The organism is Paenibacillus sp. BSR1-1 (assembly GCF_030403775.1).
GTDB lineage: Bacteria > Bacillota > Bacilli > Bacillales > Cytobacillaceae > Neobacillus.
The window spans coordinates 70,810-84,599 of record NZ_JAQMWQ010000010.1; the positions used below are offsets into that span (position 1 = coordinate 70,810).

13 protein-coding genes and 1 riboswitch are annotated in these 13,790 nt (G+C 38.6%); of the genes, 8 read left to right on the forward strand and 5 right to left on the reverse strand.

The features are described from left to right. The first annotated feature begins 42 nt into the window (after positions 1 to 42). Both PH210_RS15610 and hutH read left to right on the forward strand, forming a co-directional pair. On the forward strand, positions 43 to 2,232 hold the full coding sequence (locus tag PH210_RS15610; protein WP_289986767.1) for a DNA topoisomerase III: 2,190 nt from the start codon (positions 43 to 45) through the stop codon (positions 2,230 to 2,232). A gap of 319 nt (positions 2,233 to 2,551) precedes the next feature. Then, positions 2,552 to 4,069, forward strand: coding sequence for a histidine ammonia-lyase (gene hutH / locus PH210_RS15615; RefSeq protein WP_289986769.1), 1,518 nt, complete (start codon positions 2,552 to 2,554; stop codon positions 4,067 to 4,069). 30 nt (positions 4,070 to 4,099) lie between these two features. On the opposite strand, the gene PH210_RS15620 is transcribed toward hutH, so the two are convergent. Further along, positions 4,100 to 4,300, reverse strand: coding sequence for a hypothetical protein (locus PH210_RS15620; protein ID WP_289986770.1), 201 nt, complete (start codon positions 4,298 to 4,300; stop codon positions 4,100 to 4,102). Between the two features lie 142 nt (positions 4,301 to 4,442). Here PH210_RS15620 and PH210_RS15625 point away from each other — a divergent pair, with 142 nt between their 5' ends. Together PH210_RS15625 and PH210_RS15630 are read left to right on the forward strand one after the other, a co-directional pair. Further along, complete coding sequence (locus tag PH210_RS15625) at positions 4,443 to 4,817, forward strand: DnaJ family domain-containing protein (protein ID WP_289986771.1); 375 nt, start codon at positions 4,443 to 4,445, stop codon at positions 4,815 to 4,817. 506 nt (positions 4,818 to 5,323) lie between these two features. Next, a riboswitch (cyclic di-GMP riboswitch) is annotated at positions 5,324 to 5,414 on the forward strand. 29 nt (positions 5,415 to 5,443) lie between these two features. After that, on the forward strand, positions 5,444 to 5,593 hold the full coding sequence (locus PH210_RS15630; protein ID WP_289986773.1) for an anti-repressor SinI family protein: 150 nt from the start codon (positions 5,444 to 5,446) through the stop codon (positions 5,591 to 5,593). A gap of 86 nt (positions 5,594 to 5,679) precedes the next feature. Here the strand turns inward: PH210_RS15630 and PH210_RS15635 are convergent, their stop codons facing one another. Beyond that, on the reverse strand, positions 5,680 to 6,009 hold the full coding sequence (locus PH210_RS15635) for a helix-turn-helix domain-containing protein (RefSeq protein ID WP_223589693.1): 330 nt from the start codon (positions 6,007 to 6,009) through the stop codon (positions 5,680 to 5,682). A 284-nt stretch (positions 6,010 to 6,293) separates the two neighbouring features. Here PH210_RS15635 and map point away from each other — a divergent pair, with 284 nt between their 5' ends. Then, on the forward strand, positions 6,294 to 7,043 hold the full coding sequence (map, locus tag PH210_RS15640) for a type I methionyl aminopeptidase (protein ID WP_289986774.1): 750 nt from the start codon (positions 6,294 to 6,296) through the stop codon (positions 7,041 to 7,043). Positions 7,044 to 7,073: 30 nt separating this feature from the next. On the opposite strand, the gene PH210_RS15645 is transcribed toward map, so the two are convergent. Continuing rightward, the gene (locus PH210_RS15645; RefSeq protein ID WP_223589697.1) at positions 7,074 to 7,298 is read right to left on the reverse strand and encodes a DUF1128 domain-containing protein; all 225 of its coding nucleotides are present in this window, start codon (positions 7,296 to 7,298) and stop codon (positions 7,074 to 7,076) included. A 200-nt stretch (positions 7,299 to 7,498) separates the two neighbouring features. On the opposite strand from PH210_RS15645, the gene PH210_RS15650 reads away from it, so the two are divergent. After that, positions 7,499 to 7,837 (forward strand): YtxH domain-containing protein, encoded by a 339-nt coding sequence (locus PH210_RS15650; RefSeq protein ID WP_289986775.1) that lies wholly within the window; start codon positions 7,499 to 7,501, stop codon positions 7,835 to 7,837. Between the two features lie 30 nt (positions 7,838 to 7,867). Further along, on the forward strand, positions 7,868 to 8,704 hold the full coding sequence (locus tag PH210_RS15655) for a YihY/virulence factor BrkB family protein (protein ID WP_289986777.1): 837 nt from the start codon (positions 7,868 to 7,870) through the stop codon (positions 8,702 to 8,704). A gap of 224 nt (positions 8,705 to 8,928) precedes the next feature. Here the strand turns inward: PH210_RS15655 and PH210_RS15660 are convergent, their stop codons facing one another. Continuing rightward, positions 8,929 to 10,845 carry a heavy metal translocating P-type ATPase gene (locus PH210_RS15660; protein ID WP_289986779.1) on the reverse strand — a complete coding sequence of 639 codons (1,917 nt, stop codon included), beginning with the start codon at positions 10,843 to 10,845 and terminating at the stop codon, positions 8,929 to 8,931. Positions 10,846 to 11,037: 192 nt separating this feature from the next. After that, a complete protein-coding gene (locus tag PH210_RS15665) occupies positions 11,038 to 12,213 on the reverse strand; it encodes an MFS transporter (protein ID WP_289986780.1) in 1,176 nt (391 codons plus the stop codon). Between the two features lie 197 nt (positions 12,214 to 12,410). Here PH210_RS15665 and cax point away from each other — a divergent pair, with 197 nt between their 5' ends. Beyond that, on the forward strand, positions 12,411 to 13,457 hold the full coding sequence (gene cax / locus PH210_RS15670) for a calcium/proton exchanger (RefSeq protein ID WP_502306727.1): 1,047 nt from the start codon (positions 12,411 to 12,413) through the stop codon (positions 13,455 to 13,457). The last annotated feature ends 333 nt before the right edge of the window (positions 13,458 to 13,790 follow it).

Consider the following 13,790-nt stretch of genomic DNA (forward strand, 5'->3'; position numbering starts at 1 on the left):
GCTATATTAAACTTATGGAAACTTGAAAGGATGTTTTAAAATATGGCAAAAAGTGTTGTAATTGCTGAAAAACCATCTGTCGCACGCGATATTGCACGTGTGCTTAATTGTAATAAAAAAGGACATGGGTATCTTGAAGGGAATAAATATATTGTTACGTGGGCACTTGGGCACCTAGTTACCCTTGCTGATCCAGAAAGTTATGATGTGAAATATAAAACATGGAATTTAGAAGATCTGCCTATGCTGCCCGATCGTTTGAAATTGACTGTAATTAAGCAGACTGGAAAACAGTTTAATGACGTTAAGAGTCAACTGATTAGAAAGGATGTCAGCGAAATAATCGTGGCAACGGACGCAGGAAGAGAGGGAGAATTAGTAGCACGTTGGATTATTGATAAAGTAAAAGTTAACAAACCAATTAAACGTCTTTGGATCTCATCTGTTACCGATAAAGCGATAAAAGATGGCTTCGCCAACTTGAAGCCTGGAAAGGCATATGACAATTTGTACGCTTCAGCTGTCGCCCGCTCAGAGGCTGATTGGTATATTGGTCTAAATGCAACACGCGCGCTCACTACCAGGTTCAATGCCCAATTAAACTGCGGCCGCGTTCAAACTCCAACTGTTGCAATCATTGCTGCACGCGAGGAGGAAATTAAAAATTTCAAAGCACAAACCTATTACGGCATTGAAGCCCAAACATCGAAAAATTTAAAGCTGACCTGGCAAGATGCGAAAGGGAACAGTCGCAGCTTTGATAAGGAAAAAACCGATGCAATTGTAAAAAGACTAGGAAACCAAAATGCGATTGTAACAGAAATTGAGAAAAAATCGAAAAAGTCATTTTCCCCAGCACTTTATGATTTAACAGAATTGCAGCGGGATGCGAATAAAATCTTTGGTTACTCTGCAAAGGAAACGTTAAACATTATGCAAAAGCTATACGAGCAGCATAAAGTATTAACCTATCCGCGTACAGATTCGCGATATATCTCTTCAGATATTGTCGGGACACTTCCAGAACGATTAAAGGCATGCGGGGGTGGAGAATATCGTCCTTTAGCTAACAAGATTTTAAGCAAGCCTATAAAGGTTTCAAAAGCATTTGTGGATGATAGCAAGGTATCAGATCACCATGCCATTATTCCAACAGAAAGCTATGTGAATTTCGCAGCGTTTACAGATAAAGAGCGGAAAATTTATGACTTAGTTGTAAAACGTTTCTTAGCAGTTTTATTCCCAGCATTCGAGTACGAGCAATTAACGCTTCGTGCGAAAATCGGTGAAGAGAACTTCGTTGCAAGGGGAAAAACAATTCTATCAATTGGATGGAAAGAAGTATACGGAAATCGCTTTGAAGATGATGATGCAGAAGAGGACCTAAAGGAACAGATTTTACCTCGCATCGAAAAAGGCGACACATTAAACGTGAAACTAATCGCCCAAACATCTGGCCAAACCAATCCGCCTGCACGATTTAATGAAGCAACATTACTTTCGGCTATGGAAAACCCTACGAAGTTTATGGAAACTAAAAATAAACAACTGGCAGAAACGTTAAAATCAACTGGCGGCTTGGGTACTGTTGCGACACGTGCTGATATAATTGACAAGCTATTCAATTCATTCTTAATCGAAAAGCGCGGCAAAGATATTCACATTACTTCTAAAGGCCGGCAATTGTTAGATTTAGTTCCTGAAGAGCTTAAATCTCCGGCTTTGACAGCTGAATGGGAACAAAAACTTGATCAAATTGCTCATGGCAAGCTGAAAAAAGAAGTGTTTATCAGTGAGATGAAGAACTACACAAAAGAAATCGTTGCTGAAATAAAAGCAAGTACTAAAAAATACAAACATGACAATATTTCTACCAAAAATTGCCCGGACTGTGGAAAACCAATGCTTGAAGTCAACGGCAAAAAAGGAAAAATGCTCGTGTGCCAGGATCGGGAGTGCGGACATCGTAAAAACGTATCCCGAGTCACAAATGCACGCTGCCCACAGTGCCATAAAAAACTGGAGCTTCGCGGCGAAGGTGAGGGCCAAATCTTCGTATGTAAATGTGGACATCGTGAAAAACTATCTGCTTTCGAAGCACGCCGTAAAAAAGAATCTGGCGGCAAAGTGGATAAGCGCACTGTACAAAAGTATCTGAAAAATCAACAGAAAGACGAAGAACCATTGAATAATGCGCTTGCAGAAGCGTTAAAAGGGCTAAAATTTGATTAACCAAATAAAGGGGCTATTCACGAAGATAAAATATCTTTGTGAATGGTCCTTTTTTCAATTCCTATCACCTTTCATTTGTTATTGTGCTAAAGTGTTATCGTGCTAAAATTCAGAAAATTAAATTGACAGTAAGGGTTTTCTTCGCATACAATAATTATCAATAGTATAATTTTTTGAATGGGATGATAACCAATGAGGCATCGAAATAAATTCATACAAAATTCCGTTATGTTCATAAAAGAGGCTGGACTCAAAATCTAATTAGATATGAGTCCAGCCTCTTTCTTTATTATACTAAAGTATTAGAGGAGATGGAGAAATGATTACACTTACTGGGAATAGTTTAACGCTAGAGCAAATGAAGGACGTGTTATTTCGCAAGCAAAAGGTCCGCGCTTCTGAACAAAGCATGGAGGCTGCAGCAAAAAGCAGGGAAGCTGTAGAAAGAATTGTATCAGAATCTAAGGTTGTTTATGGAATTACTACGGGTTTTGGTAAATTTAGTGATGTTTTAATTGATAAGGACCATGTACAGGATCTCCAACTTAACTTAATTCGTTCACATGCCTGTGGTGTAGGAGAACCCTTCCCTGAAGTTGTTGCAAAAGCAATGGTACTTCTTCGTGCAAATGCACTTTTAAAGGGCTTCTCAGGAATCAGACCGCTTGTCATTGAAAAGCTTATTGAATTAGTAAATAAAGACATTATCCCTGTCATTCCGCAACAAGGATCGCTTGGTGCAAGTGGTGATCTAGCTCCATTATCACATCTTGCCTTAGTCCTAATCGGTGAAGGTGAAGTTTTTTATAAGGGAACTCGCATGGACTCCCTTTCTGCACTTCAACAGGAAGAAATCCTGCCTGTAACATTAGAAGCTAAAGAAGGCCTCGCTCTAATCAATGGTACTCAAGCAATGACTGCAATGGGAGTAGTGGGATATCTTGAGGCTGAGCAGCTTGCTCTTGAGAGTGAGCTTATTGCTTCCATGACAATCGAAGGATTAAATGGAATTATTGATGCCTTTGCAGAAGAAGTTCATGTGGCAAGGGGCTATCAACAGCAGATTGATACAGCTGCGAGAATCCGCCAATATTTAAGTGACAGTTTATTAACGACGATGCAGGGCGAGCTTAGAGTTCAGGATGCTTATTCTCTTCGCTGTATTCCACAAGTTCATGGTGCCTCTTGGCAGGCTCTTGATTATGTAAAAGAAAAACTGGAAATTGAAATGAATGCGGCAACTGACAATCCGTTAATTTTTGATGATGGTGAAAAAGTAATCTCTGGAGGCAACTTTCACGGTCAGCCGATTGCTTTTGCAATGGATTTTATGAAAATTGCTGTTGCCGAGCTCGCTAACATTTCGGAAAGAAGGATTGAACGTTTAATCAATCCGCAATTAAATGACCTGCCGCCATTCTTAAGCCCTGAACCAGGCTTACAATCAGGGGCAATGATTATGCAATATGTGGCCGCTTCACTTGTTTCAGAAAATAAAACTCTTGCCCATCCTGCCAGTGTGGATTCGATTCCTTCATCAGCGAATCAGGAGGACCATGTCAGCATGGGAACAATTGCATCCAGACATGCTTATCAAATCATTCAAAACGCAAGAAAGGTTCTTGCAATTGAGTTGATTTGTGCCATGCAGGCTGTAGAATTCCGCGGAGTCGAAAAAATGGCCACTCATACAAAGATGTTCTTTGAAAAAGGCCGCGAACAGGTTCCAGCCATTACTCAGGACCGGGTTTTTTCTAAAGATATCGAAAAGGCATCTGCGTGGCTTAAAAACATTGAATTTTCCAAGATGGTAAGAAGTTTAAAGGAAACATTCTAAAGGAAAAAGGCGTGAGTTGCTCACGCCTTTTTATTCTGTCTGTTCCGGCAGGATCCGTGCAGTATCACCGCGGCTGCCGTCTTCCTCGATTCTATTCTTAAATGCTTCCTGGGTTACAATCAATTCTTCGTCGCCAATGGCTTCCTTTACATGCTTTTCCACTAGGCTATTTTGAGGAAATTCACCTGGATGGTGTTTCCTTTTGTGGTTAAAATGTTCTCCACGAGCCAAACTCAACACTCCTTTCTTATACGCATGTAGCATGCCCCAACAGAAAAGAAAAAATTACTTGTCCAAAAAGACAGTAACTTTAAAATGTATCTTAGAAATTGATATAATTAACTTATATATATGGTAAAAAGGAGGCTTTAGCATGGATATGTTTCAAATTGTCTCGGAAGACCGTATTAAAAAAGCATATAAAGATGGAGAATTCGAAAATCTTCCAGGATTGGGTAAACCCATGCAGCTAGAGGATTTATCGGCAATCCCCGAGGATTTGCGGATGGCTTATAAGTTGCTGAAAAATGCAGGCTATACCCAGGAGGAAAGTCATTTACGACAGGAATTAATGACGATCGAGGATTTAATTAAAAAAACAGATGATAGTAGTGAAAAAGAAAACCTGCAAAGAAAGTTAAATGAAAAGCTGATTCGTTTTAATCAAATCATGTCCAAAAAAGGTGTAAAAACCAATTCTTCCATTTTTAAAAATTACGAGTTAAAGGTACAAAATAAATTAAAATAAAAAAGCTGTGTCGTAGAGGAGCTCATTAACAGTTCACTCTTCGCCAGCTTTTTCTTCTGTTTTTGCGGGTTTACACATACGGTCAAGAAAAAATCCTGCAAATACCATAAATGCAATCGGAATCGAGAAATTTAAGACATGAATTAAGGTCAACAATATCACCGCCTAATATTTTTAGAAAATTATTAATATTAAGTTTAGTTTCATTATATGCTTTTTGTCACATTTTAGACAGATATTAAAACTCAATATTAAAAGGGAAATTCGACTTTTTTTCCTTTCCTTTCCAATTTGTACAAATGCAAATGTAAAATATATAGGGATATTTTGTAGGATTTTGGTATTATTTGTTCAAAAAAGTTGTTAGAATTTTATAAAAAAATGACAAAATCTAACACCCTGTTATAAAAGGACTATATATAATGAACATATCGAAAACGATTAAGTATATTGGCCTAGAAATGTTAGTGATGGTTGGCAAGTCGGTGATGAATTAGGTTCATTAAGACAGAAAAAGGCAAACCTGTTGAAAAACAGGGACGCAAAGCCGAGGATCTAAGGTAGGTAATTACTTACTATGATGGCCGGGCTACCTGGAATACGAATGTATTTTAGGGGTGAAAACGATGGTGATTACAGAAAGAAAATTGGATGTCATCGACGAGGAATGGCTAGGACTAATATTAGAGGCGAAAGAACTTGGTTTATCATTAGAAGAGGTGCGGGAATTCCTTAATCAAAGCCAGGTAAAAGAGCTAATAGCTAAAAACATCTGAGTACATATGGGAAAACTAAAAAGCATTCTACAAAATTTTTATATTTTGTAGAATGCTTTTTCTTTTCATAAGACAAGACAAAAATCCTATTGGTTATTGTTTTGGTTCGTCCGCCACTTATTAAACTCAAGAAACTCACGAAACTGATCTTTGGATACACCTGAATTCATGGCTTCTTTTACAATATTCATCCATTCACTATCTAACTCAGTTTTATCTATTTGTTCATGTATTAAATGTTCGACTGGAAGGTTTAATACAGCAGCAATCTTTTCAAGAAACTGAATCGATGGATTCTTTTGCAGGTTTCTTTCAAGTGAACTTAAATAAGATTTAGCGACACCTGCCTGCTCAGCAAGTTCGGATAGTGACATTTTCTTCTCTAAGCGAAATTTTTTTACGCGGTCACCAATCATTTAGCCTCACACACCTAATTATTATTGTTTATATGTTAATTCTACCAAAAAGAATAGTTAAGTACCATATTACGAACGGAGGATAATGACAAAATTATGAACTTTGTGAATTAATGTTTTAGTTCTGAGGGTATAAGTAATTTTGAAAAAATAATTGGATAGAGTTAATATTAATAGTGTTGCCAATTTAGTCTTAAAGTATAATTTTGACATAAGTATGTTTCTATAAAGAACAATATTGCTTAGCCTACATAAAATTAAACAAAAAGGAAGGGGCCGCTTACATGATTGTCCTTAAATCACAACGTGAAATTGAAGCGATGAAAAAGGCAGGAGAAATACTTGCTGCCTGTCATAGAGAAATAGCGAAGCGAATTAAACCGGGTATTACAACTTGGGAGATTGATCAGTTTGTCGATCAATTTTTAAGCGAAAATAATGCTACCCCTGAGCAAAAAGGCTATAAAGGGTACGAATATGCAACCTGCGCGAGTATAAATGATGAAATCTGCCATGGCTTTCCAAGAAAAGAGCCGCTAAAAGAGGGGGACATTGTTACGATTGACATGGTTGTTAATTATAACGGTGCCTTGGCTGACTCTGCATGGTCTTATGCTGTTGGTAAGATTTCACTGGAGACAGAACATTTATTAAACGTAACAAAGGAAGCTCTATACAAAGGGATTGAACAGGCCGTTCCCGGCAACCGAATTGGGGATATAGGACATGCCATTCAAAAATATGTTGAAGGTGAAGGCTTCTCAGTCGTTCGGGATTTTATTGGACACGGAATTGGGGCAGTCATCCACGAAAAACCGGATGTACCACATTATGGGCTGCCAGGTAAGGGACCTCGAATTAAAGAGGGAATGGTGTTTACGATTGAACCAATGGTTAATGTTGGCAGGTACCAAACAAAGATGGATAACAATGGCTGGACCGCTCGCACAATTGACGGTAAAAACTCAGCCCAATACGAACACACAATTGCAATCACCAAAGATGGTCCGTTTATTTTGACGGATCAGGGGTAAATAAAAAAACAGATCCTCGTGATCTGTTTTTTACCTTTTTCGAAGATTCCCTAATTCTTCAACAAGGGCCTGCATTTCATTGGGACTAAACGAATTCTTTCGAAGCACCATTTCATAAATTTCTTTTAATTCCTCATACATTTCCTCATCGAAGTGAGAGGGTTTAATCGCACCAAGGTTTAATACCTTCAGTTTTTCTTTTATTTGTTCGATCATAAATTCAACATTTTCTACCGACTTTTGGGATAGATTCACTCCGGTCACCCTTTCAGAAATATTAATCCCATCTTTTCACGTTAAAAAGGTTATGTCAATACAAAACTCATTATAAAGTTAGGGACACTACTTGCTTAGGGAGCGTGAATAAAGCAAAATAAAAGGTAGATTGTATTTCTGGTATTATTTTCATGAAAAATGGATTTATGATAATTAGAGATAAGGAAGGAAAGGTTAAGATGACGAAGAAGAATCAATTTTGGAAGGGTATGTTACTGGGAGCACTCGCAGGGGGAGCGATCAGCTTATTAGATAAACCAACCAGACAGATTATGAAGGAAAATGTTCAAAAAACTTCAAGCAAGGTTACCTACATTTTACGGCATCCCGGGGAAACCGCTGGGAAAATACGGTCAACGTTTGAGCAGGTAAGTGAGGATATTTCCTATCTTGTGGACAAGGTTGAGGAGTTGCGGGAATTAACCCCTCAGGTGAAGGATATCGTCAAAGAAACGAAGGATTCATTCTCCAAAAGTGACGAAGAGGAACTTCTAAAAGAGGTAATTGTAGAGGATTAAAAAAATTTATTAAAAAGGAGAGAGTAGCAAGTGGAAAAGACAGTGAATGTACGCTCTTCATTGCTAAGACTGCTTTGGCATAGAATCGAAGAAGATGACCTTCCGGGATTAAGTGCCCAATTGGCCTACTTTTTTCTTCTTTCCCTGTTTCCGCTCCTCATTGTTATTTTTTCCCTAATGCCATATATTCCGATTCCTCATCAAGATATGCTAGGGATGATCAAGGATTTTGCACCGGCTGAAGCAATGGAACTTATTGAAAAAAACATAAAGTTTATTATGAATCATCGAAACGGCGGCTTGCTTTCATTCGGGGTTATCGGGACGATTTGGTCGGCATCCAATGGTATTGATGCGGTTGTGAGGGCTTTTAATAAGGCGTATAATGTCAAGGAAAGCCGCTCCTTTATTGTTGCAAGAGGAATGGCTATTTTATTAACCTTCGGGATGATCGTTGTGTTTATCCTCGCGATTATACTTCCGATATTCGGCAGGGAAATTGGACTCTTTATCTTTTCACAATTAGGATATACACAACAGTTCATAAAGCTGTGGGATACGTTTAGTCTGCTCCTAAGTGCGATTATTTTATTTCTCATTTTTACCGGTTTGTATTGGGTTGCTCCGAATGTTAAATTACGCTGTCGCAGTGCCTTTCCAGGAGCAGCTTTTGCTACATTGGGCTGGATAATATCCTCCATGGGATTATCCTTATACGTAGATAACATTGGTAACTATTCGCTAACATACGGTAGTATTGGAGCGATTATCGTGTTAATGATCTGGCTTTACATATCCGCCTTCATCATCATTTTGGGCGGGGAAATTAATGCTTTTTATACTGAAAAAAGTCGTACGAACTGCTAATACTTACCTTTATGAAAATGGGTTTTATGTCAAAACTATAAATGGGTATGACCCAACATAAACGGAGGTAAGATTCGATGACAAAGCATACTAAAAAAGATGGCAGTACGAAGCAAAAAGGCAAAGGCAGCAAAGGAAATAAAACTTCAGGATCTGCAAATGGATCTAATGGTTATCACTAAGTAATAAAAAAGGCCGGGTGATTTTATTTCACCCGGTCTTCTTTATGATTTTAAAAGGCGCAGACTATTCAAAATGACTAGAATGGTACTGCCCTCATGACCAATCACCCCATAAGGTAAATCAAGCACCTGAAAGAAATTGGATGAGATCAAAAGCATTATGACCGTAATGGAAAAAATAACATTTTGCTTAATGATTTTGTTCATACGCTTGGAAAGAAGAATGGCTTCAGAGATTCGAGGCAGATCATTTTTCATAAGGACAATATCTGCCGTTTCAAGGGCAACATCTGTTCCTTCCCCCATGGCGATACCGACATTGGCAATGGCAAGGGCGGGGGCATCGTTAATGCCGTCACCCACCATAGCGACGGTTTTATATTTAGTTTTCAACTGCTTTAATTGCTCAACCTTTTCTTCTGGTAAGCACTCAGAGTAAAATTCATCGACATGGCTTTCAGACGCAATCGCCCGTGCTGTTTTTTCACTATCGCCAGTAAGCATGACGGTGCGAATACCTTGTTTCTTTAAATGGTCTATAGCCAGCTTTGTTTCCTTACGGACAACATCTTTTAAAGCAATCATGGCACTTAGGTTGCCATTAATTTCGATGAACACCAGCGTATTACCAAGGCTGGCAAGCTCTTTTGCTTTTCCATCTGCAAAGTGATCTACCCGTTCTTTCCCAACGAATGCAGCTTTTCCAATTTTCCATTGTTCTCCGTTTATTTCTGCTTTGACACCCCATCCAGGCACATCCTCTAAACTATTAGGATGGAGAAGATCTACGTTCAAGTTTTGTTTTGCATATTTGACAATGGCTTGTGCAAGCGGGTGGTTCGAATGATTTTCAATAGATGCGGCCTTCAATAGTAGTGTTTCTGAATCAAGCCCTTCCTTAACAATAACTTCGGTCACTTCTGGTTTTCCTTTAGTCAGTGTTCCGGTTTTATCGAAAGCGATGGCTTCTAAATGACTCAAATTTTCCAGGTGTACACCGCCTTTAACCAATATTCCATGCTTTGCACCATTTGAAATGGCTGAAAGCGTTGCGGGCATAATGGACGCGACTAGGGCACAAGGTGAGGCGACTACTAATAATATCATCGCTCGATAAAAGGATTCATGCCAGCTCCAGCCAAGGGCGAAGTGCGGCAGAAAAAACATCGCAAGTACAACGGCTAGAACGGCTTTTACATACGTTCCTTCAAAACGTTCAATGAAAAGTTGTGAAGGCGACTTTTCGCTTTGGGCAGATTGAACGAGCTGAATGATTTTTTGAAAAAGGGTATCATGGCTCGCTTTTGTCACTTGAACCGTAATTGCCCCAGTCATATTAACTGTACCGGCAAATACTTCCTCCTGATTCCCTTTAGAGACAGGCATAGACTCTCCAGTGATTGCTGCTTCATCAATATTGGTTTGTCCTTTAATGATAATCCCGTCTGATGGTACACGTTCACCCGGTTTTATAAGAATGTGGTCACCAACTCGAAGCTGAGAGACGGGAACCCGCTCCTCATCACCGTCTGTAAATAAGAGCGCCTCTTCTGGCTGCAGCTCCATTAAGGATGAGATCTCTTTATGGCTTTTATTCATGGTGTAGGTTTCAAGGGCTCCACTGACGGCAAAGATGAAGATAAGAATAGCTCCTTCAGTCCAGTAGCCAATTATGGCTGAACCAATTGCCGCGAATATCATTAGCATTTCTACATTAAGTTCTTTATTTTCATAAGTAGCCTCCAAGCCTTCCTTTGCCTTGGCAAAACCGCCGATTACAAAAGCCAGCAGATAGGCAATAATGGAATCTGAATTCTCTCCATATTTATCAAATAACCACCCTGTGGCTATCAGTAATCCGCTTACTATCGCTGCAATCAGTTCGGCATGTGGTTTAATTTTTTCAATTACTCCTACTTTTTGTATTCCTTTTGTTAGAGATTTTGCTTCAGAACTCATTGATTCTCCCCCCTCAGTCCTTCTAATTGATAAGATTTAATTCTAATTGAGAAAAATAATCAAAATCATTACCCTAAAAAAGCACGAAAGCTGTCATCTTGGTGATGACAGCACTTTCTAGAAAAATTCTTTATTTAAATTTAATTTTATTTTATCATACATTTTATGCTTAAGATATGAAATTGCTCCGAATTAATTTTTTTGTTCAGTGAGAACGGGAGCTTTTTTTCCAAATGTATAAATAATAAAAGAAAGAGCCAGAAGCAATGTACTATTAATATAAAAAAAGCTTATATTTTGAAAAAACTTAATAAACAGACCTCCCAGAATGGGGCCGCTAAGGCTTCCAACACTATAGAAGATGCCGCATAACAAATTGCCTGTCGGTAAAAGATTTCTTGGTACTAAATCAGTCATATAACTAATACCAAGTGAAAAGGTTGAGCCTACTACCATTCCTGCAATGAGAAAGGCTAGGAAAAGACCAACAAAAGAGTGTTCAAGAAAACTGGCAGCTGTAAAGCTGATAAACCCGATAAATAAAACCGTCATTAAAATGTTCCTTCGACCATATTGATCGCTTAACATCCCTAATGGCAGCTGGGTAATGATACTGCCTATTGCAAAAGCTGATAACATAACTGAGACACTTGAAACATTAATACCCATTCTTAAAGCATAAATTGGAAATATCCCATTTAGAGAAGATTCTAAAAAGCCATAGCATAAAGGCGGTAAAAAGGCTAACCAGCCATATTGAATTGTCTTTCTAAACTGTTTGATGGTTGAAAAAAAGGTAATATTCTTCATTTCTTGTTCGGGAAATTCATTTTTTAAACTAAAAACAAATACCCAGCCAATCAAACAAAATATGGAAGAACCAATAAAGGGGAGAGCTTCATTAACATTCACCAATGGAGTCATTAACGGCCCAGTGGCGAATCCAATTCCAAAAAACAAACCATACAAGGAAATGTTTCGTCCCCTTTTTTCTGCGGGGGAAAAGGAAGTAATCCAGGTCTGGGTGGCGAAATGCAAAGAGTGGTCACCGATTCCAATTAACAAACGTAAAACAAACCAAAACCAAAAGGTTTGCCACAGCGGGAATAAGGCAAGCGAAATCACAACTAGGCCTCCGCCAAAAATAATTACCGGCTTATAACCATATTTTCTTAAGGGCATCTCCATAAAAGGAGATACCAGTAATACCCCTATATAAAGGGCGGTAGCATTTAAACCATTTAAAGAGGAGGATACACCACTTTTTTCAAAAATAACGGCTATGAGCGGAAGAAGCATCCCCTGCGAGAAACCGGAAATGGCAACAATACTCACAAGAATCCAAAAACGCAAATTTAGTTTATTCATCATACTTTCCTCAATTCATAGTCCTTAAATGATGGTACCCTAGAATCTTCCTCCTTTGCAAGAAAATTGTTGCATATTTCTTTTGAAAAATGATACTCTTTTTTTGGCTAATTATGGAGAAAATGACAGCAAAATATGTAGTAGAAAAATTAGTGAGATAAAAAATAGACTATGGAGGGAACGCGGTGACAAATAAAATTTTTATGCTGATGACGTTTGCAGGAGTCCCGTTATCTATAATTGGAACGTTAATGCATTGGTCAAATGGTATCCTATTTGTTCTTTATTGTTTAACAATTATCGCTCTAGCCAGCTTTATGGGAAGAGCGACAGAAAGCCTGGCGATTGTTGCCGGCCCAAGAATTGGCGGACTATTAAACGCAACCTTTGGAAATGCAGTTGAATTGATTATATCGATTTTTGCGTTAAAAGCCGGTCTTGTTGGGGTCGTTTTGGCATCTTTAACCGGTTCTGTATTAGGAAATCTGCTTCTCGTCGCTGGTCTTTCATTCTTTGTTGGGGGATTAAAATATAAGCGGCCGGAGTTTAATGTATATGATGCCCGCCATAATTCTGGACTTTTAATGTTTGCAGTCATCATTGCTTTTGTAATTCCTGCTGTTTTTTCTTTGGATATGAGTAAGGGAAAAACACTAACCTTAAGCGTCGGAATTTCCGTTACCTTGGTGATTCTTTATTTAGCAGCATTATTTTTCAAACTGGTGACTCATCGAGGGGTGTACCAGACGACTAATGATATCGATACACATGAAGAAGAGGAACCGGAGTGGGGGAAAGGGAAGGCGATTGCCGTTCTCGCCATAGCAACGATTGTCGTGGCCTATATTTCCGAGCATCTTGTCCACACCTTTGAGTTTGTCGCAGAATCCTTCGGCTGGACGGAGCTATTCATTGGAGTCATCATAGTCGCCATTGTCGGAAATGCTGCCGAACATGCCTCTGCTGTTTTAATGGCTTTTAAGAATAAGATGGATGTCGCTGTAGAAATTGCAATCGGATCAACGCTTCAAGTAGCGATGTTCGTCGCACCCGTCCTTGTCATTGTTTCGCTTTTCTTTAATCAATCCATGCCATTGATCTTCAGCTGGCAGGAACTTATCGCGATGGTTTCATCCGTACTTTTAATGGTTGTTATCTCCAATGACGGAGAAACGAATTGGTTTGAAGGTCTAACCTTGCTGGCGGCTTATGTCATTATAGGTATTGGTTTTTTCCTGCTCTAATGAATGGTAAGGCTTTCAAAAATAAAGACTCTAGGCCAATGAGGCTTAGAGTCTCTTTTTTCAAACTACTTTATTAATGTACGAGGTCAAACAAAACCGTTGTGATATAATGTAACAGCACCTAATTATATAAGGGTAAAAAATCAATCGCTTTTCTTGGGACCATCGATCACCAACCTTCATGTTTAGTTATAATTTGATAAAACACGAGTGTTGAATGTCATATTATTAGTGAATCCCAACCTCCTTAAAGAAAATCAATAATTCGCCAGCAGATTGATTACTGCCCTCCTTTTTGAAAAGTTAACCTCATTATAAATGAAAAATTGAATT